The 21,048-nt window shown below is 60.9% G+C and carries 17 protein-coding genes; 12 read left to right on the forward strand and 5 right to left on the reverse strand.

Going from position 1 to position 21,048, the window contains the following annotated elements; all coding sequences use genetic code 11:
• Positions 1–369 precede the first annotated feature (369 nt).
• The 4 genes from mgrA to epsC form a co-directional block, all read right to left on the reverse strand.
• Positions 370–1,407 carry an L-glyceraldehyde 3-phosphate reductase gene (gene mgrA, locus ACDZ94_RS07310; RefSeq protein ID WP_064450185.1) on the reverse strand — a complete coding sequence of 346 codons (1,038 nt, stop codon included), beginning with the start codon at positions 1,405–1,407 and terminating at the stop codon, positions 370–372.
• A gap of 109 nt (positions 1,408–1,516) precedes the next feature.
• Positions 1,517–2,845, reverse strand: a complete 1,329-nt coding sequence (locus ACDZ94_RS07315) for an OprD family outer membrane porin (RefSeq protein ID WP_082895808.1) — start codon at positions 2,843–2,845, stop codon at positions 1,517–1,519.
• A gap of 267 nt (positions 2,846–3,112) precedes the next feature.
• Positions 3,113–5,074 (reverse strand): choline transporter BetT, encoded by a 1,962-nt coding sequence (gene betT / locus ACDZ94_RS07320; RefSeq protein ID WP_167353715.1) that lies wholly within the window; start codon positions 5,072–5,074, stop codon positions 3,113–3,115.
• A 405-nt stretch (positions 5,075–5,479) separates the two neighbouring features.
• On the reverse strand, positions 5,480–6,406 hold the full coding sequence (gene epsC / locus ACDZ94_RS07325) for a serine O-acetyltransferase EpsC (RefSeq protein ID WP_064450182.1): 927 nt from the start codon (positions 6,404–6,406) through the stop codon (positions 5,480–5,482).
• Positions 6,407–6,653: 247 nt separating this feature from the next.
• Between epsC and ACDZ94_RS07330 the strand changes: the two genes are divergently transcribed.
• The 12 genes from ACDZ94_RS07330 (at position 6,654) to ACDZ94_RS07385 (ending at position 18,697) form a co-directional block, all read left to right on the forward strand.
• On the forward strand, positions 6,654–7,649 hold the full coding sequence (locus tag ACDZ94_RS07330; protein ID WP_432751261.1) for a D-cysteine desulfhydrase: 996 nt from the start codon (positions 6,654–6,656) through the stop codon (positions 7,647–7,649).
• 280 nt (positions 7,650–7,929) lie between these two features.
• Positions 7,930–8,724, forward strand: a complete 795-nt coding sequence (gene tcyJ, locus ACDZ94_RS07335) for a cystine ABC transporter substrate-binding protein (protein ID WP_064450180.1) — start codon at positions 7,930–7,932, stop codon at positions 8,722–8,724.
• Complete coding sequence (gene tcyL, locus ACDZ94_RS07340) at positions 8,724–9,389, forward strand: cystine ABC transporter permease (protein WP_017135731.1); 666 nt, start codon at positions 8,724–8,726, stop codon at positions 9,387–9,389. The genes tcyJ and tcyL overlap by 1 nt, the downstream gene beginning before the upstream one ends.
• Before the next feature lie 3 nt (positions 9,390–9,392).
• Positions 9,393–10,139, forward strand: a complete 747-nt coding sequence (gene tcyN, locus ACDZ94_RS07345; RefSeq protein WP_432751262.1) for an L-cystine ABC transporter ATP-binding protein TcyN — start codon at positions 9,393–9,395, stop codon at positions 10,137–10,139.
• Positions 10,140–10,511: 372 nt separating this feature from the next.
• Positions 10,512–11,297 (forward strand): hypothetical protein, encoded by a 786-nt coding sequence (locus ACDZ94_RS07350; RefSeq protein ID WP_432751263.1) that lies wholly within the window; start codon positions 10,512–10,514, stop codon positions 11,295–11,297.
• Between the two features lie 187 nt (positions 11,298–11,484).
• Positions 11,485–12,726, forward strand: coding sequence for an SfnB family sulfur acquisition oxidoreductase (locus ACDZ94_RS07355; RefSeq protein ID WP_407015958.1), 1,242 nt, complete (start codon positions 11,485–11,487; stop codon positions 12,724–12,726).
• Positions 12,727–12,766: 40 nt separating this feature from the next.
• Positions 12,767–13,960, forward strand: a complete 1,194-nt coding sequence (locus ACDZ94_RS07360; protein ID WP_262666767.1) for an SfnB family sulfur acquisition oxidoreductase — start codon at positions 12,767–12,769, stop codon at positions 13,958–13,960.
• A complete protein-coding gene (locus ACDZ94_RS07365; RefSeq protein ID WP_432751264.1) occupies positions 13,960–15,327 on the forward strand; it encodes an LLM class flavin-dependent oxidoreductase in 1,368 nt (455 codons plus the stop codon). The genes ACDZ94_RS07360 and ACDZ94_RS07365 overlap by 1 nt, the downstream gene beginning before the upstream one ends.
• Before the next feature lie 142 nt (positions 15,328–15,469).
• Positions 15,470–16,279 (forward strand): MetQ/NlpA family ABC transporter substrate-binding protein, encoded by an 810-nt coding sequence (locus ACDZ94_RS07370; protein WP_064450174.1) that lies wholly within the window; start codon positions 15,470–15,472, stop codon positions 16,277–16,279.
• A 2-nt stretch (positions 16,280–16,281) separates the two neighbouring features.
• Complete coding sequence (locus ACDZ94_RS07375) at positions 16,282–17,397, forward strand: methionine ABC transporter ATP-binding protein (protein WP_221293644.1); 1,116 nt, start codon at positions 16,282–16,284, stop codon at positions 17,395–17,397.
• Positions 17,387–18,031: a methionine ABC transporter permease gene (locus tag ACDZ94_RS07380; protein WP_071482532.1), complete on the forward strand. Its 645-nt coding sequence runs from the start codon at positions 17,387–17,389 to the stop codon at positions 18,029–18,031. The genes ACDZ94_RS07375 and ACDZ94_RS07380 overlap by 11 nt, the downstream gene beginning before the upstream one ends.
• Before the next feature lie 39 nt (positions 18,032–18,070).
• The gene (locus ACDZ94_RS07385; RefSeq protein WP_064450171.1) at positions 18,071–18,697 is read left to right on the forward strand and encodes a class I SAM-dependent methyltransferase; all 627 of its coding nucleotides are present in this window, start codon (positions 18,071–18,073) and stop codon (positions 18,695–18,697) included.
• Between the two features lie 108 nt (positions 18,698–18,805).
• On the opposite strand, the gene ACDZ94_RS07390 is transcribed toward ACDZ94_RS07385, so the two are convergent.
• Positions 18,806–21,001: a glycoside hydrolase gene (locus ACDZ94_RS07390; RefSeq protein WP_432751265.1), complete on the reverse strand. Its 2,196-nt coding sequence runs from the start codon at positions 20,999–21,001 to the stop codon at positions 18,806–18,808.
• Positions 21,002–21,048 lie beyond the last annotated feature (47 nt).

The raw sequence follows: 21,048 nt of genomic DNA on the forward strand, positions 1-21,048 counted from the left end.
CCCACAGGAACCGCGCACACCGGATGATTTCGCCACACAGAAGATCAAAAATGTGGGAGCTGGTTTACCTGCGATAGCGCCGGGTCAGCCAACACAGTCATCGACTGACACACCGCCATCGCGGGCAAGCCCGGCTCCCACAGGAACTGAGTCGTAGCGTGTGAATTTGCCACGCTGAAGACCAAAAAATGTGGGAGCGGGCTTGCTCGCGAAAGCGGTGGGCCAGTCACCTATGTACTGACTGATACATCGCATTCGCGAGCAAGCCCGCTCCCACATTTGATTTACAGCGTGACGAATAAATTTGGCAATTCAGGTCGCTTTGAGAGCCAGGCTTTGCCGCTCCCACAGTGACCGGGTTATGCCAGTTTATTCAGCGGTGGATGGCTTCTCCCAAAGGTTAATCCCGCCTTCCAGCGCAAACCGATCAATCTCCGCCAGTTCTTCGGCACTGAAGCTCAAGTTCTTCAACGCCCCGACGTTCTCGATGATTTGCTCTGGCCGGCTCGCACCGATCAGCGCACTGGTCACCCGTGGGTCACGCAGGGTCCAGGCCAATGCCAATTGCGCCAGGCTCTGGCCACGGCGCTTGGCGATTTCATTCAACGCGCGCACGTGGGCGATGTTGGCTTCGGACAAGTGCTTGGCCTGCAACGAGCCGCCACCCGGGCGATTGACCCGCGCATCCGCCGGTACGCCGTTGAGGTACTTGTCGGTCAGCAAACCCTGGGCCAGCGGCGTGAACGCGATCACTCCGGCGCCAAGTTCTTCGGTGGTGTCCAGCAGGTCTTTTTCCACCCAGCGGTTGAGCAGGTTGTACGCCGGCTGATGGATCAGCAACGGTACTTTCCACTCCTTGAGCAGCGCCGCGATTTCGCGGGTTTTCACGCCGGAATAAGACGAGATACCGATGTACAACGCCTTGCCTTGTTGCACGGCCGTGGCCAGGGCGCTGGCGGTTTCTTCCAGCGGGGTGTCGGCGTCGAAACGGTGCGAGTAAAAAATATCCACGTAGTCAACGCCCAGGCGCTGCAGGCTCTGATCCAGGCTCGCCAGCACGTATTTGCGCGAGCCGCCGCCCTGGCCGTAGGGGCCGGGCCACATGTCCCAACCAGCTTTGCTGGAGATGATCAGTTCGTCGCGGTAATGCTTGAAGTCTTCGCGCAGCAAACGGCCGAAGTTGATCTCGGCGCTGCCATAAGGCGGGCCGTAGTTGTTGGCCAGGTCGAAGTGGTTGATACCCAGGTCGAACGCGGTGCGCAGCAAGGCGCGCTGGGTGTCGATCGGGGTGCTGTCGCCAAAGTTGTGCCACAGCCCCAGGGACAGTGCAGGCAGCACCAATCCACTGCGGCCTACGCGGCGATACGGAATAGATTCATAGCGGTTTTCGGCAGCAATGTAAGTCATCGAATCCTCTCTTGAACTTGGGACAAATAAGGCCCAGGAATAACGATATTCCCAGGCCTTTTAAGCAGCTGAATCGCTTAAGTCTGCCCTTCCGTTTTACAGCAATTTCCTACCAGAGTGGAACGACATAGCTGACATAGAAGCGGTTTTCATCTTGCACGGTAGCGCCGGTAATGTCCGGACTCGCATGCGCGTTTTTCCAGGTCACGCCCAGGCCTTTGAGGGTGCCGGTCGGTACTTGGTAAGCCACGGCAATGTTGCGTTCCCATTCGCTGGTATCGCCCTGGGCCGTGCGGATGTCATCGCCATGGGCGTAGGCGGCGGAGAAGGTCAGGCCGGTGAGGCCGAGCTTGCCGAAGTCATATTTGTACTGAGCCAGCCAGGTGCGTTCGCCGGCGTGCTGGAATTTGTTCAACTGCATGTTGGTCAGCGCCGGGGTGTCGGCACCTGAACCCGGGCCTTGGCGTGCGTCACCGCTGTTCAGGCCGGCGTCGAGGTAAGGGAAGTCGCTGTCGCCGCTGTTTTTCTGGATACCGAGGCCGACGGTGTGGCCGTCCAGGCTGTAACTCTCAAGCAAGCTGGCGGTGGTTTGGTTGATGCGGCCTTTGCTGGTGCCATCGCCGTAGAGGCCAGCACCGGCAAAGTCTTTATCGCCATCGGCGTTAGCCCCCACACCCAGGCTGCGGAACACGCGCACGTCGGTGTCGATTGCGCCCACAGACAAGGCGTCATGACGCTTGGCGCCGAGGAAGAACTGCTGGTAGTAATCCTCAAGGTTGGAGTACCACAGGCTGACGGTAGTGTTCTGTATACCGGTGTAATCGGCACCACCGAACAAGAAGCGATCGCTCTCTTTGGTGCCACCTGCGGTAATCATCCCCTGGTCGCCGGTTTCGTTACGGATCTTGGTCTTGAAGATATCGCCGCCGGTGAAGGTGAAGTCGCTGAGGTCCTTGGAGACCAGTTGCACACCGGTGTTGGTCTGCTGGTAAAGGCGGCCGTCGGTGTTGGCCAATACCGGGTTGTTGCCGTAGAGCGTGCCGAGGCGCAGTTCATCTTTGGCGAAGCGCATTTTGAATGTTGGGCTCAGCACGCCGAACTGGTCGGCCGACTTGCCGTCATCCAGCGGGAACATGCTGCCGGGGTAGCGGCCCTGGTGGTCCTTGTCATTCAGGTCGCCACCGGAATCCAGTTTCAAACCGTAGAACGCTTGCAGGTCCAGGCCAAAACCTACCGGGCCTTCGGTGTAGCCGGACTTGAAGTTGAACTCGAAACCCTGGCCCCAATCGCGCACGCTGTGGGCCTTGGCGCTGCTGTTCACCACATCACGCCCTTGCTGGTTGAGGTAGCGGTTGAGCAAGGTCACATCGGCGTGGCTGTCGTCGATAAAATCGGCATGGGCGGACAGCATAAAGCTCGCCATGGCGGCACCCACCATAGGGCTTATTAACGTCTTCATTGTTACCGGTCTCCGTCACTGTTCTGAAATGAAAGCGTCAAACGCTTCACACAATTACGCAGTGGCCAGATGACAGTTCCGCGTCAAAACGCGGTGTTCACCAATGAAATTAAATTTAAGAAAGCCCCGTGGGACGGGGCTTTGCGGGCTTTTTTGCGGGAGCGGGCTTGCCCGCGAGGCAGGCAACTCGGTGTATCTCAAACACCGAGCTGATACGATCGCGGACAAGCCCGCCCCCACAGGGGACTAGCGCACCAAGTGCAAAAACTGCAGGTGTCGCTCGTACTGGTCGAGGATGTCGTTGATGATCTGCTCCTTGGTGTAGCCCACCAGATCGTAGTCCTGGCTGCCCTCACTCAGGTGCACTTCCGCCCGGTAATAGCGACGGTTGTTGATCTCTTTCGACCCCATGCCACCCCGGGCAAACGACGGCGTGAAGTAGCCGCGCATCTGCACCTGGTAGACGAACGGGTGCTCCTCGCCATGGCCGATTTCCAGGCTGACACTGTCATTGGACGGGTCAGGCTGAGTGACCACGTTCAAGCCTTTCTCGACAAATACCGCCGTCACTTCCTCGATCGCCGGGCGCACCGTTGATTCAAGGAAGCGGTACACCTCATCCCGCGAAGGGAAGTGCACGGCCTGGCTCAAACGCTGGCGCCAGCCGCCTCGGCCCTTGCGTGAGGCCGATACGGGTGCCAACGAATGCAACTGAGCAATCTGCTTCTGCGATTCGAGATGGAAAGCCTTGTGCAGCCCCCACATCATCAACAGCAGGATCAGCGAGAACGGCAACGAGGTCAGTACCACTGCGGATTTCAGCGAGTCGATACTGCCGGCAAACAGCAAGGCACTGGTGACCAGCGCGGTCATTGCGCCCCAGAACACACGCAGCCACTTCGGCCCGTCTTCATCGGCGTTGCCGCCTTTGGACGACAGGGTCGACAGCACCACGGTGCCGGAGTCGGCCGAGGTGACGAAGAACACGAAGCTGATAAACACCGTGACGGCGATCACGGTCTTGCTCCACGGATAGGTTTCCAGCAGCAAGTAGAGGCTCATCGACGGGTCGTCGATGGCCGACTGGCCGAGGGCGGTCAACCCGTGGTTGAGTACCTGGTCGATGGCGCTGTTGCCGAAGATCGACATCCACGCCAGGGTAAAGCCCAGCGGAATCAGCAGTACGCCAAACACGAATTCGCGGATGGTACGGCCGCGGGAAATGCGCGCGATAAACAGGCCCACGAATGGCGACCATGCAATCCACCAGGCCCAGTAGAACACCGTCCAACCGCCCAGCCAGTCACTGGGTTTGTCGTAGGCGTACACATCGAAGCTCTTGGTCGGCAACGCGCCGAGGTAGTCACCGATGTTCTGGATCAGCGTGTTGAGCAAGTGCTGGGTGGGCCCGGCGAACAACACAAACAGCAGTAGCGCACAGGCCAGCAGCATGTTGATGTCGGACATCACCCGCACACCCTTGTCGACACCGGCCACGGCCACGAGGATCGCCGCGCCCATCATCAGGGTGATCAGGCCGACCTGAATCCACTGGGTGTGGGCAACGCCGAACAGGTAGTCGAGCCCTGAGTTGAGGTGCAGCACACCAAAGCCCATGTCGGCACCCAGGCCGAACACCGTGGCGATGATGCCGAAGCCATCCACCGCGTAACCGATGGGGCCATTGATACGCTTGCCGATCAGCGGGTACAGCGCCGAGCGTAGCGCCAGCGGCAGGTTATGCCGGTAGGCGAAATACGCCAGGGCCATGCCGACAAAGGCGAACACGCCCCAACCATGCAGGCCCCAGTGCAGAAACAGGATCTGCATGGCCTGGCGGGCGGCGTCGGCGTTCATCGGTGCGCCCTGGGGCGGTTGCACCAAGTGCGTCAGCGGCTCCGAGACGCAAAAGAAAAACAGCGTGATGCTGATCCCGGCGGCAAACAGCATGCCGGCCCAGGACAGGTAACTGAATTCGGGCTCGTCGTGGTCGGCACCGAGTTTTATCTTGCCGTAGCCTGATAGCGCGGTGACCACCACGAAGACCAGATACAGGGTCATCGCCAGCATGTAGTACCAGCCGACCGTATTGGCCGCCCAGTTTTGCGCCGCCAGCAGCCAGGCACCGGCCTGTTGCGGGATAGCGATGACAGTGATGCCGAACAGCAGGATGAAGCTTGCGGCAAAGTAGAAAACGGGCGCATTCATGCGCACCAGGCCGCTGGGTGGGGTGGACGATGCACTCATGAACGATGCACCCCGAAGGTGTGGGATGTGGCTGTAAATAACGGACTCAGCAAAGGTAAGCCTCCTGTTGTGAGCGGGCAGCGAACCACCGGGTTTAACTTGAACGAACATTCAAGTTAAACATGGATAGGCGGTTTTGGACTAATCGCAAGGCTGAGCGGTAGATAGTTCCTACACTAGCTCAAGGATTGGTATGACGGCTGGTGATGGCAAAACGTTCAGCGATCATTGAGTGAAAATCTACCCAAAGCTGGAATGCAGTCCCCTGTGGGAGCTGGCTTGCCTGCGATAGCGGTGGTCAGACATACCGCCATCGCAGGCAAGCCAGCTCCCACAGGGGTTCAGTGACAAGCTCTGGCTCAGTCGCTACTTCTGCGCCCCATCCTCATGCTGCAGATTCGCCTGCGTAATGTTCGCCCCGGCCGGCACGCTGCGGGTCAGCCACACATTGCCGCCAATCGTCGAGCCCTTGCCGATGGTGATGCGCCCCAGGATCGTCGCCCCGGCATAGATCACCACATCGTCCTCAACAATCGGATGGCGTGGATGGCCCTTCTGCAATTGCCCATCCTCATCCGCCGGGAAGCGCTTGGCGCCCAACGTCACAGCCTGATAGATACGCACGCGCTCGCCGATGATCGCGGTTTCGCCAATCACCACGCCCGTGCCGTGGTCGATAAAGAAACTCGGGCCAATCTGCGCGCCAGGGTGAATGTCGATGCCGGTCGCCGAGTGAGCAATCTCCGCGCTGATCCGCGCCAACAACGGCAAGCCGGCGCGATACAAATGGTGCGCCAGGCGATGGTGAATCACCGCCAGAATTCCCGGATAGCACAGCAGCACTTCATCCACACTGCGCGCGGCCGGGTCGCCGTGATAGGCGGCCAGCACGTCGGTGTCCAACAGGCTGCGCAGGGACGGCAAGGCCAGGGCGAAATCCTGGATCAGGCGGATGGCCACTGCGTCGACTTCGCCATCGTCTTGGCCACCTTGGCGGGCGGCATAACGCAGCTCCAGGCGCGCCTGGCCGAGCAAGGCATTCAAGGCGACGTCGAGGGTATGGCCGACGTAAAAATCTTCACTTTCTTCACGCAGGTCCACCGGCCCCAGGCGCATTGGAAATAACGCACCACACAGGGCTTCGAGAATCTGCGCCACCGCCTCGCGCGACGGCAATTCGCGGCCGCCATGCTCGCCACTCAAGCGTCCATTGCGCGTGCGCCACTGGTCCCGGGCGCTGCGCAGCTGGCCGACGATGGTCTGCAATTGCCAATGACTGGAACGCTCACTCACGGTAGGACCTTTGGTAGTGGGAAGCTGCAAGCTAAACGCGGAAAGTAAATGCCGCTTGGCTTTTACTTGAGGCTTATCACTTGGAGCTGGTAGCTGAAATTTTCGCCTACTTTACTTCATGCCAAGGAAGCAGCCTTAAGAACCAATCATGCCGAGCAAATAACCAAAGCTTATAAGCGATTGACGGGTTGCCCGTTGAAAAGTGCCTGCCTATAGTCGCCCCATCACTTAGCCACTGTGCGTAGCCATGATCAAACAACAGCTCGACCGTTTTAACCGCCTGGAACTGCTGGGCGGCGCCACTGCCCTGGAAAAACTCGAGCGGCTGTCGGCCTGGCTGGGCAGGGATATCTACGTCAAACGCGATGACACCACGCCGCTGGCCATGGGCGGCAACAAGCTGCGCAAACTTGAATACCTGGCGGCCGATGCCCTCGCGCAGGGTGCCGACACACTGGTGACCGCCGGTGCCATTCAGTCCAACCATGTACGCCAAACCGCCGCGCTGGCCGCCAAGCTCGGCCTGGGTTGCGTTGCACTGCTGGAAAACCCCACCGGCACCGAAGACCCCAATTACCTGGGCAACGGCAACCGCCTGCTGCTGGAGCTGTTCGACGCCAACGTCGAATTGGTCGAGAACCTCGACAACGTCGACGACCAGCTCAACGCCCTCGCCGACCGCCTGCGCAGCAACGGCAAGAAGCCGTACCTGGTGCCGATCGGCGGCTCCAATGCGCTGGGTGCCTTGGGTTACGTGCGCGCCGGGCTGGAGCTGGCCGGGCAGATCGAAGACAGCGGGATTAAATTCTCCGCCGTGGTGCTGGCCTCGGGCAGCGCGGGTACCCACAGCGGCCTGGCGCTGGCATTGAGTGAAGTGCTGCCGAATTTGCCGGTCATCGGCGTCACCGTGTCACGCACCGATGAAGCCCAGCGCCCGAAAGTACAAGGCCTGGCCGAACGCACCGCCGAGTTGCTCGGCATGGAAATCCCCGAAGCATTCAAAGTCATTCTGTGGGACGAATATTTCGGCCCGCGCTACGGCGAACCGAACGCCGGCACCCTGGCCGCGGTCAAGCTATTGGCCAGCCAGGAAGGCCTGCTGCTGGACCCGGTCTACACGGGCAAGGCCATGGCCGGCTTGCTCGATGGTATCGGGCGTCAGCGGTTTGAGGACGGTCCGATTATTTTCCTGCATACCGGTGGGGCGCCGGCGTTGTTTGCCTATGGCGCAGCGTTTAACTGAACGAATACAGATCGAAAGGTGGGAGCGGGCTTGCCCGCGATAGCGGTGTATCAGTGAACATATTTGCAAACTGACACTGCGCTATCGCGGGCAAGCCCGCTCCCACATTAGACCAACGTCATATTCCTAAATCGAATAACAAATTATATTTATATTATTTTCAAGTCTTAAAAACTCGCTTTATAGTCGCGCCGAAGGCGAAGACGCGCTTCGCGCTTTAAGGCAGGATACGACTACCGCGTCACCTGCTTCGCTCAACATAAAAACACAGGGGCTCTTCATGACTATTTCTGTATTGCGTCGCACATTGCTGGTTGGCACATTGGGCCTGACTCTTGGGGCCGGTTGGTTGGGCCAGGCAGTTGCCGGCGAGCAACTGGATACCATCAAGAAGGCGGGCGAGATCAAGATCGGCCTGGAAGGCACCTACCCGCCCTTCAGCTTTGTCGATGAAAGCGGCAAGCTCAGCGGTTTCGAAGTCGAGCTGTCCGAAGCGCTGGCCAAGGAGCTGGGCGTCAAGGTCAAGCTGCAAGCCACGCCGTGGGACGGCATCCTCGCCGCCCTGGAATCCAAGCGCCTGGACGCCGTGGTCAATCAGGTGACCATCTCCGAAGAGCGCAAGAAAAAGTATGACTTCTCCAAGCCCTACACCGTTTCCGGTATCCAGGCGCTGGTGCTGAAGAAAAACGTCGACACCATCAAAACCGCCGACGACCTGGCCGGCAAGAAAGTCGGTGTAGGCCTGGGCACCAACTACGAGCAATGGCTCAAGGACAACCAACCCAAAGCCATCATCAAGACTTACAACGATGACCCAACCAAGTTCCAGGACCTGCGCATCGGCCGCATCGACGCCATCCTGATCGACCGCCTGGCAGCCCTGGAATACGCCAAAAAAGCCCCGGACACTGCCGCTGCTGGCGATGCCTTCTCCCGTCAGGAAGCCGGTATTGCCCTGCGCAAAGGCGAGCCTGAACTGCTCGACGCCGTGAACAAGGCCCTCGACAAGCTGCGCGCCGACGGCACCTTGAAGAAGCTGTCCGAGAAATACTTCAACGCTGACGTCACTCAATAATGGAAGCAGGTTTCCAACTCGCGCTGGACTCCGCGCCCTTTCTGCTCAAGGGCGCGTATTACACGGTGATTCTTAGCCTCGGCGGAATGTTTTTCGGCTTGCTGCTGGGCTTCGGCCTGGCCTTGATGCGCTTGTCGCGCTTCAAGCTATTGAGCTGGACCGCCCGTGTCTACGTGTCGTTCTTTCGCGGCACGCCCTTGCTGGTGCAGCTGTTCCTGATCTACTACGGCTTACCGCAAGTGGGCATCGAGCTGGATCCGATCCCGGCCGCCATGATCGGCTTTTCGCTGAACATGGCCGCCTACGCCTGTGAAATCCTGCGCGCCGCGATCAGCTCCATCGAGCGCGGCCAGTGGGAAGCGGCTGCCAGTATCGGCATGACCCGCGCGCAGACCCTGCGCCGGGCCATCCTGCCGCAGGCCATGCGCACGGCCTTGCCGCCGCTGGGCAACAGCTTTATTTCGCTGGTCAAGGACACGGCGCTGGCCGCCACCATCCAGGTGCCCGAGCTGTTCCGCCAGGCTCAGTTGGTGTCTGCGCGCACCTTCGAAATCTTCACCATGTACCTCTCCGCTGCCCTGATCTACTGGATCCTGGCAAGCATCCTGGCGCATTTTCAAAATCGCCTGGAAGACCGGGTCAACCGGCATGACCTGGAGTCTTGAAGCATGATCGTGGTTGAAAAACTGACCAAACAATTCAAGGGTCAGGTGGTGCTCAACGGGATCGACCTTGAGGTCAAGGAAGGCGAAGTCGTCGCCATCATTGGCCCCAGCGGTTCCGGTAAAACCACCTTCCTGCGCTGCCTGAATTTCCTCGAAGAACCCACCAGTGGTCGCATCAAGGTGGGTGACATCGAGATCGACAGCAGCAAACCGCTTAACCAGCAACAAAGCCTGGTGCGGCGTTTGCGCCAGCACGTGGGTTTTGTGTTCCAAAACTTCAACCTGTTCCCCCACCGCACCGCGCTGGAAAACGTCATCGAAGGCCCGATCGTGGTCAAGAAGATGCCGCGCGAAGCGGCGATCGCATTGGGCCGCAAGCTGCTGGCCAGGGTCGGCCTGGCGGGCAAGGAAGATGCGTACCCGCGACGCTTGTCCGGGGGCCAGCAACAGCGCGTAGCGATTGCCCGTGCATTGGCCATGGAGCCGGAGGTGATTCTGTTTGACGAACCCACCTCGGCCCTCGACCCGGAGCTGGTCGGCGAAGTGCTGGCGACCATCCGCAGCCTGGCCGAAGAAAACCGCACCATGGTCATTGTCACCCACGAAATGAGCTTCGCCCGGGATGTGGCCAACCGGGTGATCTTCTTCGACAAAGGCGTGATCGTGGAACAGGGCGAAGCCAAGGCATTGTTTGCCAACCCCAAGGAAGAACGGACCAAGCAGTTCCTGAGCAAATTTTTAGCCCACTGACAGTCCGTGTGGGGGCTGGCTTGCCTGCGACAGCATCACCGCGGTGTGACGGATAAACCAGGGTGCCTGCATCGCAGGCAAGCCAGTTCCCACATGACAGTGTTCCTACATAAAATCCTCATTCCAATCAGTAAAAGTCCCCGCGACACCCTGCTTAAAATCCCCCTCCCCGTCAGCTTGTTCTGAATCTGCGCCAACCCGCCGTTTAGCCCTTTGCCGCCATTGACGGCCGCTGGCCAACCCTCTTATCTAGCGCCCAGAGGATTGGATCCTATCCCGGCTATTCACTGAATCGTTCCTTTCGGCACCCTGCGCACAACCGCGCCACGGGTGCCGGAACGATTGCTGCTGGCTGCATCAAGGAGATTACGTATGACGCGCACCGCAACCCAGACCCTGCTCGCCGCCCCGACCCTGCCCCAGGCTAATCGGCACGGCATCAACGCCCTCGCCGCCGCCCACTTGCAGGTAGATATCGCGCCCTTCCCCGGCATGGAGGAAGGCGACCTGATCGAACTGTTCTGGAACAACTGCTTCGCCGACTCGCGTCGGATTACCGCGTGCAAGGTCGGCACATCGACCCGCCTGCGCGTCCCGGAAAGTTTTATCCAGGATGGCGTGGCACGGGTTCACTACCAGGTCCTGCACGTCGGCCACGGCCCGGCACGCTCGGCCATCACCCAGGTGGGGGTGAAGACCTGCTATCCGGGTGGCCTGCCGTCTGCGCTCTCGGGCGACGAAAACCAGAACCTCGCCCCCGTGTGCCTGCCCGAAACCATCCGACGCCACGGCGTCAACAGCAGCCAGGTACGACGAGGTATCCCGCTGACCATCGAGCCTTACCTGAACATGGCCACGGGCGACGCCATTACCTTGCGCTGGGGTGACGCGCGCCTCGACCTGCCGCAAATCCAGGCCGAAGGCGTCGGCCTGCCGGTACAGGTGTGGGTGCCTTCGGTGGTGATTGTCGACGCGGGCGACGACAGCCGCCTGGACGTGACGTACTGCATTCTCGATCGCGTCGGCAATAATTCGCGCTGGGCACCGGTGCGCACCTTGAACATCGCCGCCGGCGTGCCACAGGCGCCGACCCGCCCGGCCAGGGCCGCGTCGACTTATCAACCGCGCCAGCCCGGTTCTCCCTGCGAGCCTGGGTGACAGCCCTTCTATGCATATTCCTAAAAGTTAGTTTATTAAAAAATTTAACACGCTTAGGGTATATGCACCGGACCACCGGACATCTCTGATTTTTCTGTTTTTATTTCATTGAATGCGAGGTCGGTATGGTCAGAATTACCCCGGTGCATAACGCCAGGGCATTACGTGCAGCCAAGGAGCGGCGCTGATGTCTAACTTGGCTCTAACACCCCCCCAGAGTGATCTGGACGTAGCCCCATTGCTGTTGCCGGCCGCTGTGCTGCGCAACGACGCCGAGGCGTTGAGCGCCGCGTTTGAGCTGGCCCAGGCTGCGCGCCTGCAAGCGGCCAAGCGCGACCAGCAGCGCAAGCTGCCATGGGCGCAGCTCGAGCAGTTCACCCGCAGCGGGCTCGGCAGTATTTCCATTCCCCGTGAATACGGCGGCCCGCAGGTATCGTTCGTTACCCTGGCTGAAGTCTTCGCGATCATCAGCGCGGCGGACCCGGCCCTCGGGCAGATTCCACAGAACCATTTCGGCATCCTGTACCTGTTGCAGGGCACCGCCACCGAACGCCAGAAAAAGCAGCTGTTCCAAAGCGTCCTCGACGGTTGGCGCATCGGCAATGGCGGCCCGGAACGCGGCACCAAAAACACACTGGAGCTTAAAGCGCGCCTCACCGCCGAAGGCGACGGCTACGTGGTCAGCGGCCAGAAGTTCTACTCCACCGGCGCTTTGTTCGCCCATTGGGTCGCAGTAAAGGCGTTGAATGATGACGGCAAACAGGTCATGGCATTTGTACGCCGTGGCACTGAAGGGCTGCGCATCGTCGATGACTGGTCGGGCTTTGGCCAACGCACCACGGCCAGCGGCACGGTGCTGCTTGATCGCGTGTCGGTGGACGCAGAGCTGGTGATTGAAAACTGGCGTCTGGGCGAAAGCCCAAACATTCAGGGCGCCATCTCGCAACTGATCCAGGCCGCCATCGACGCAGGCATCGCCCGGGGCGCCCTCGACGACACCATCGCCTTCGTGCGTGAACGTTCGCGCCCGTGGATCGACGCCAAGGTCGAGCGCGCCAGCGATGACCTGTATGTGATTGCCGATATCGGCAAGCTGAAAATCGAACTGCACGCCGCCGAAGCACTGCTGCGCAAGGCCGGCAAGGTGCTGGACGAGGTCAGCGCGGCGCCAATCACCGCGCAATCCGCCGCCAGGGCATCGATTGCCGTGGCCGAGGCGAAAGTGCTGACCACCGAAGTGTCGCTGCTGGTCAGCGAAAAGCTCTTCGAGCTGGCCGGCAGCCGCGCCACCCTCGCCGAATTCAACCTCGACCGCCACTGGCGCAACGCCCGCGTGCATACCCTGCACGACCCGGTGCGTTGGAAGTATCACGCCATCGGCGCCTATCGCTTGAACGGCACCTTACCTGCTCGTCACTCCTGGATTTAACCGACCAGAACACTTTTCCACGAGCTTCTGGAGAACACCTATGACTTTCTCTACAAACGTCGCGGTTATCACCAGCGACGAACAAGCCCTCATTGTCGCCAGCGACCTTGCGGAAGACTTCCGCCGCGACAGCGCCCAGCGCGACCGTGAGCGCCGCCTGCCCTTGCCCGAACTGGACGTGTTCTCCCGCTCCGGCCTGTGGGGCATCAGCGTGCCGAAGGAACACGGCGGTGCCGGCGTCTCCAATGTCACCCTGGCCAAGGTCATTGCGCTGATCGCCCAAGCCGACGCTTCATTGGGCCAGATCCCGCAAAACCATTTCTATGCCCTTGAAGTGCTGCGCGTCAACGGCAGCCCTGCGCAGCAGCAACGCCTGTACGCCGAAGTGCTCGCCGGCCAGCGTTTCGGCAACGCCCTGGCGGAGCTGGGCACAAAGACCGCTCACGACCGCGTGACCTCTATCACCCGCGACGGCGACGGTTTTCGCATCAGCGGCCGCAAGTTCTACGCCACCGGCGCAATCTACGCCCAACGCATCCCGACGTCGGTGGTGGATGAGCACGGCGTGCAGCAACTGGCGTTTGTGCCCCGCGACAGCGAAGGCCTGACGGTGATTGACGACTGGAGTGGCTTCGGCCAGCGCACCACCGGCAGCGGCTCCGTCGTGTTCGATAACGTGTGGGTCGCCGCCCAGGACGTGATCTCGTTCCAGAGCGCTTTCGAGCGCCCGACCACCGTCGGCCCACTGGCACAGATTCTTCACGCCGCCATCGACACCGGCATCGCGCGCGCCGCCTTCGAAGATGCGCTGCACTTTGTGCGCACCAAGACCCGCCCGTGGATCGACGCCGGCAACGACAAGGCCACCGAAGACCCGCTCACCCTGAAGAGCTTCGGCCACCTGAGCATTCGCCTGCACGCCACCGAAGCTTTGCTGGAGCGCTCCGGCGAAGTTCTCGACCGCGCCCAGGCCGACAGCACTGCCGAGACCGTCGCGGCGGCCTCCATCGCCGTCGCCGAAGTGCGCGCCCTGAGCACGGAAATTTCCCTGGCCGCCGGCAGCACCCTGTTCGAACTGGCCGGCAGCCAGGCGACCCTGGCCGAACACGGCCTCGACCGCCACTGGCGCAACGCCCGCGTGCACACCCTGCATGACCCGGTGCGCTGGAAGTACCACGCGGTGGGCAATTACTACCTCAACGATGAAAACCCGCCACTGCGGGGGACCATCTGATGAGCCTGCCGGTAAAAACAAAGAAAAAAATCCTGCTCAATGCCTTCAACATGAACTGCATCGGGCATATCAACCATGGCCTGTGGACGCATCCACGGGACACCTCGACGCAGTATAAAACCGTCGAGTACTGGACCGAACTGGCGCAGACCCTGGAGCGTGGGTTGTTCGACGGCCTGTTCATCGCCGACATCGTCGGCGTGTACGACGTTTACCAGAACTCTATCGACATGCCGCTCAAGGAGTCGATCCAACTGCCGGTCAACGACCCGCTGCTACTGGTCTCGGCCATGGCGGCGGTGACCAAAAACCTCGGCTTCGGCCTCACCGCCAACCTCACCTACGAGCCGCCGTACCTGTTCGCCCGGCGCATGTCCACGCTCGATCACCTGAGCCGTGGCCGGGTCGGCTGGAACATCGTCACCGGTTACCTCGACAGCGCTGCCAAGGCCATGGGCCTCACGGAACAGGTCGAGCATGACCGGCGCTACGACCAGGCCGACGAATACCTGGAGGTGCTGTACAAACTCTGGGAAGGAAGCTGGGAAGACGACGCGGTCATCAATGATCCGCAGCAACGGGTCTACGCGCAGCCGGGCAAGGTGCACAAGGTCGAGCACCATGGCGAGTTCTATCAGGTGGAGGGTTATCACCTGTGCGAGCCGTCGCCACAACGCACGCCGGTGCTGTTCCAGGCCGGCAGTTCGGACCGTGGCCTGCTGTTCGCCGGGCGACATGCCGAGTGCGTGTTCATCAGCGGGCAGAACAAGGCGGCGACCAAGGTCCAGGTGGACAAGGTACGCGCCAGCGCCGTCGAAGCCGGACGCAACCCGGATGACATCAAGGTGTTCATGGGCCTCAACGTGATTGTTGGCGCCACGCAAGAGCTGGCCTGGGCCAAGCACGCCGAGTACCTGAGCTACGCCAGCCCTGAAGCCGGCGTGGCGCATTTTTCGGCGTCGACGGCGATTGATTTTTCCCAATACGCGATCGATGAACCGATCCAGTACGTGAAAAGCAACGCGATTCAGTCGGCCACCAAGAACCTGCAAAACAACGACTGGACCCGGCGCAAATTGCTCGAGCAACACGCCCTCGGCGGTCGCTACATCACCTTGGTCGGCTCGCCCGAGCACGTGGCTGATGAGCTGGAGTCGTGGATCAGCGAGACCGGGCTGGATGGCTTCAACCTGACGCGCATTGTGACGCCGGAAAGCTATGTCGACTTTATCGACCTGGTGGTGCCGGAGTTGCAGCGGCGCGGGTCGTACAAGACCGCTTACGAGACCGGCACCTTGCGCGAAAAAGTCTTCCAGGGCACGGCTCGTCTACCTGAACAACACACCGGTTCCACCTACCGACACTGAATTAGAAGTGTGGGAGCTGGCTTGCCTGCGATAGCGGTGGGCCAGCAAAGAAAATATCCCTGACAGACCGCTATCGCAGGCAAGCCAGCTCCCACAGTTGACCACATTGTTCTTACAGACACCTTATGACTGGAAACCGATCATGAAAAAGACACTGCTCACTCACCCAGTCAAAGCACTGGCCCTGGCCCTCGGTTTATTCAGCTCGGCGGTGTTTGCTGCCGATGCGCCGCTGAAAGTCGGCACCACCGCCGCGTTCGCGATCCCGCTGGAAGCCGCCGTGGCAGAAGCCGGCAAGCAAGGCCTGAAAGTCGAGCTGGTGGAATTCACCGACTGGATCGCCCCCAATGTCAGCCTGGCCGCCGGCGATATCGACGTGAACTACTTCCAACACATCCCGTTCCTGGAAAACGCCAAGGCCGCCGCCGGCTTCAAGCTGGAGCCGTATGCGCCAGGCATCATCAACAACGTCGGGCTGTATTCGAAGAAGTACAAAAGCTTTAACGACCTGCCCCAAGGGGCCAGCGTGGCGATTGCCAACGACCCGATCAACAGTGGTCGCGGCCTGCAACTGCTGGCCAAGGCCGGCTTGATCACGCTGAAGCCGGGTGTGGGCTACAAGGCCACCGAAGAAGACATCATCGCCAACCCGAAGAAGATCAAAATCCTGCAGGTAGAAGCCGTGCAACTGGTGCGCGCCTATGACGACGCCGACCTGGTGCAGGGTTATCCGGCGTATATCCGCCTGTCCAAGACCTTCGATGCCGAGTCGGCGCTGCTGTTCGACGGCCTCGACCACCCGGAATACGTGATCCAGTTTGTCGTCCAGCCCAAGAGCAAAACCGATCCGCGTGTGATCAAGTTCGTCGACATCTACCAGCACTCGCCGGTGGTGCGCGCAGCCCTGGATAAATCCCTCGGCAAGCTCTACCAAGTCGGCTGGGAAGGCTGAATATGAGCGCCGCCAACACGCAACTGCGCGACCTGGGTTTACCGCCCAGGGACGCCGAGCAGACAGAACTGCACCCCGACTTGAACCGCGCCCATGTGCGCTTTATCAACCTGGGCAAAACCTATGACGGCACCGTGCATGCCTTGCAAGGCATCGATCTGGCGATCCAGCGCGGTGAAGTGTTCGGCATCATCGGCCGCAGCGGCGCCGGCAAGTCCTCGCTGATCCGCACCATCAATCGCCTGGAGCAACCCAGCAGCGGCCGGGTGCTGATTGATCAGGTGGACATCGGCGAGTACGACGAAGACCGCCTGGTGGCGTTGCGTCGGCGTATCGGCATGATCTTCCAGCACTTCAACCTGATGTCGGCCAAGACCGTGTGGCAGAACGTCGAGTTGCCGCTGAAAGTGGCCGGAGTGCCCAAGCTGCAACGCGAGCAAAAGGTCCGCGAGCTGCTGGAACTGGTGGGCCTCAAGGACAAGCACAAGGCCTACCCGGCGCAGCTCTCCGGCGGGCAGAAACAGCGCGTGGGCATCGCCCGCTCATTGGTGCACGACCCGCAGATTCTGCTGTGCGACGAAGCCACCTCGGCGCTCGACCCGGAAACCACGCAATCGATCCTCGGCCTGCTGCGTGAAATCAACCGGCGCCTGGGGCTGACCATTGTGTTGATCACCCATGAAATGGCGGTGATTCGCGAAATCTGCGACCGCGTGGTGGTGCTGGAACACGGCCGCATCGTGGAGCAAGGCCCGGTGTGGCAAGTGTTCGGCAACCCGCAGCACGAGGTCAGCAAAACCCTGCTGGCACCGCTGCAACACGGGCTGCCGGATGAGCTGCAAAGCCGCTTGCAGCTCACCCGGACATCCGCCGACGCGGCACTGGTGCTGCGCTTGCAGTTCACCGGCAGCGCCAGCGACGAACCCGACCTGGCCGCGTTGTTCAACGCCCTCGGCGGGCGCGTGCGCTTGCTGCAAGGCGGTGTGGAACGAATTCAGGGCCATGCCCTGGGGCAGTTGCTGCTGGCGGTGAATGGCTCGCCCCACAACGCCGAAGAACTGCGCAATCGCGCCGGGCGTTGGGCGCAACAGGTGGAGGTGCTGGGCTATGTGGTTTGATCGTTTATTGCAGGGCGCCATCGATACCTTGTTGATGGTCGGCGTGTCGTCACTGATTGCGTTGCTGGTGGGCATTCCGCTGGCGGTGTTTCTGGTCACCAGCGATAAGGGCGGGATCTACCAGGCACCCGCGCTGAACCGAGTGCTGGGGGCGTTCGTCAATCTGTTCCGCTCCATTCCGTTTTTGATCCTGATGGTGGCGCTGATCCCGTTTACCCGGCTGATCGTCGGCACCACCTATGGTGTATGGGCGGCCGTGGTGCCGCTGACCATCGCCGCCACGCCATTCTTTGCACGAATCGCCGAGGTCAGTTTGCGTGAAGTCGACCACGGTTTGATCGAAGCCGCACAAGCCATGGGCTGCCGACGCTGGCACATCATCTGGCACGTGCTGTTACCGGAAGCGCTGCCGGGAATCGTCGGCGGATTTACGATTACGCTGGTGACGATGATCAACTCCTCGGCCATGGCTGGCGCAATCGGCGCAGGCGGCCTGGGTGATATTGCCTACCGCTATGGCTACCAGCGGTTTGATACGCAGATCATGCTGACGGTGATCGTGCTGCTGGTGATTCTGGTGGCCGTGATTCAGCTGGGTGGCGATCGCCTGGCGCGGGTGCTCAACAAACGGTGAGGTATAGTCGGGCTATCTCAGTACCCGGTATTCCCCGTCATGACCCTTAAGCCCGACGACCTCGACCAGATCACATCCACCACGCTCGGCCACTACAACCAGGTGGCCGAAGACTTCCGTGAAGGCACCCGCGATCACGATGTGAGCCAGAACATCGACGCCTTGCTGCGGCATATCCTGGGCACGCCACCGTTTACCCTGCTGGATTTCGGCTGCGGGCCGGGGCGGGATCTGCAGACGTTTACACGCATGGGGCACATTGCAGTGGGGCTTGATGGCTCCGAACGCTTTGCGCAGATGGCCCGCGAAGACAGTGGTTGTGAGGTGTTGCAACAGGATTTCCTGAAGCTGGATTTGCCTGCCGGGCGATTTGATGGGGTGTTTGCCAATGCGGTGTTGTTTCATATTCCCAAGCAGGAATTACCGCGCATTCTCAAACAGCTGCATGGCGCCTTGAAACAGGGCGGCGTGCTGTTCAGCTCCAACCCTCGCGGTGAAAACCAGGAAGGCTGGAATGGGCCTCGGTACGGGTCTTACCACGACCTGGAGGCATGGCAAGGTTTGCTGACGGCGGCCGGGTTTGTGGAGCTGGAGCATTACTACCGGCCAGCCGGGCTGCCACGGGAACAGCAGCCTTGGCTGGCGAGCGTGTGGCGCAAATTATAGATTTTTGTTGCCTGGGCTGACGCCTTCGCGAGCAAGCCTGCTCCCACATTTTGAAATGCATTCCCCTGTGGGAGCTGGCTTCCCTGCAATAGCGGTTGACCGGCAGCGCTACTGCACCTGATACACCACCGGTTTTTCCCCCACCACCATTGCCGTCACACTGCGTGCGGCGTAGCCCTGGTTCTCCTCGGCAGCAAAATTCACCACTAACCGCGTGCCATCGGCAAACGTGGTCTGCTGCACCTGCTTGTCCGCCGTCAGCCAGCGGAAATCGGTCATCGCCTGAGTCGCCAGGCGCTGATGCAATGGCCGGAAAAACCGGTCCTGACGCTGGATCACCGGCAGCCGCTCCTTAAGCGTCGCCGCGCTCAGGTGATACAGCGGCGGCACGTTGTACAGCAGTTGAGTCAGCTCGTTTGCAGCCCGCACATTGCTCAGCTTCAGGCTATCGAACAGCCAGTGGTGGGTGGTGATGACCGAACCGTGGAACACCGCCTGATACAACGGCAAACGCATCGTCGGCTCGAAGTACACCGTACGAAACGGCTCCTTCAACGGCACGGACTTGAAGAACACCGCGGGTTGCTCCGGCGGGTACCAGTTGCCCACGTAATAGGGCGACTGCTTGTCCTGAGTCATCGCGTGGTCACCCCAGCCGATCACGGGTGTCTGCATCCCATGGGCGAACAGGATGCCCTGTGCGGTGATTGCGTTGCCGTCTTCGGAGCCGGCGGGCAGCTTGAGCGCGGTGTTGATCCAGCGAGACGCGTCGATATTGCCCTCAGCATTTTGCGCCTGGGTCATTGGGGCGCCGGTACGATAGCTGTCGAAGACCATGCTGGTGGCGTAGGCATCAAGGAACCAGGCGTTGAAACCTGCCTTGGCGTGCACGGCCTTCACTCGGGCTTCCAGCAACGGCCGCACGCAGCGCGGATCGGTGTAGTGGCCCGATTGCTGGAAGCCGGTCTTGAGCTTGCCGTCCTTCAACACGATGGCACAGTCGCGGTAAGCCTTGCTGCCCAGGTGGGCGGTGGTCCAGTCCGGGTTTTCGATGGTGGATAACGCCGTTTCATAGGAATCGTACGGTGCCATGAGGTAACCGGCGTTGACGCCCGCCTGAATCGCTTCGGGATGCCACAGGCCACCTTCCCAACCGTCGCCCAAGGCCAGCAGCAGGCGTGGGAGCCCAGCGTCTTGCAGCGACTTCAGGGTCTTGGCCGAGAGCGTGCTGCCCCAGGTTTCAGGACCGTCACGCAGCGCGCCGCTGAACGCCGTCGCCAGCTCACGGCGCAGTGCGCCATAGCCATCAGCGAGCTTGAGCATGTCCGGCTCCTCGGTAGCCTGCCAGGTTTGCCGGGCCTTTTTATTGATTGCCGCGTTGAGGCCACGCAACAGCACGGTCTTTTGATAGCGGTCCAACGCAGCGGACTGCGCCAGCACTTGCGTGGCCTCTTTATCCAGCAAGCCCTTGAGTTCGTGGCCGCGCAGCACTTTCACCAGCAGCGGCCAATCACGCACATCATCCGCCCCCAACAGCTCATTACCCCACAGATAGACATGGCTGGCCCCCAGCAGCTTTTGCGCTTCAGGCGTTTGCCGCAGCTTGTCCGTCAACGGTTCATAACGCCCCTGCTCCACCAGCCACTGGCGATAGCGCTTGGCACCGGCCAATGGGTCGGCGTCGCCCAGGTGCAGGCGCAGGGTCATCGGCGCGCTGGGGTCCAGTGCCGTGAATGCATGGGATGCCAGCAGCGCCAGGCCCTTTCCGTCGGCTTGCCACAACAGGCGATTGTTATAGGGGTTGGTCAGCAACCAGCTCAGCGTGAAGCGCCCGTGATCCACGCCCCATAACGGCAGGCTCAGATCCTGCGTGGTGTTGAGCTCACCCTGTTCGAGCAAAAACGCGTTCCAGACGGGGTTACCCGCCGGCACGTAGTGCCCTTCGGCCAAGGGCCAGATCAACCCTTGGCCCATGGCCTCGGCGGGTTGGCGCAGCAGGTGCAATTCACCCGGCTCGCGGGCGCTGATGGTCAAGGCAAGGTCACGCTGCTCAAGGCGAGCCGTCAGACGATAGGCGCCGCTGTCCCATTGCCAGGTGGCCTGTTCAGCCTCTGCCTGCATATCGCTGACAACATGCGCCGCCACGCCGCTGGAGGCTTGCACAAGCGCCTCACCCGCCGGCGTAACGCGCAGCGCCAACGTGGCGGGATCGAGTTCCACGCGCCACAGGGCGTTTTCCAGCACCGTACCCGCAAACGTCAGCGGAGACAGCAACAGGCAACAAACCAACACAAGAGGGCGCATGGCACAGGTCTTCCAAACGGGATCGGGCCCGAAGGGTAAAACACTTG

This window comes from Pseudomonas sp. UBT, assembly GCF_050915955.1.
GTDB lineage: Bacteria > Pseudomonadota > Gammaproteobacteria > Pseudomonadales > Pseudomonadaceae > Aquipseudomonas > Aquipseudomonas antarctica_A.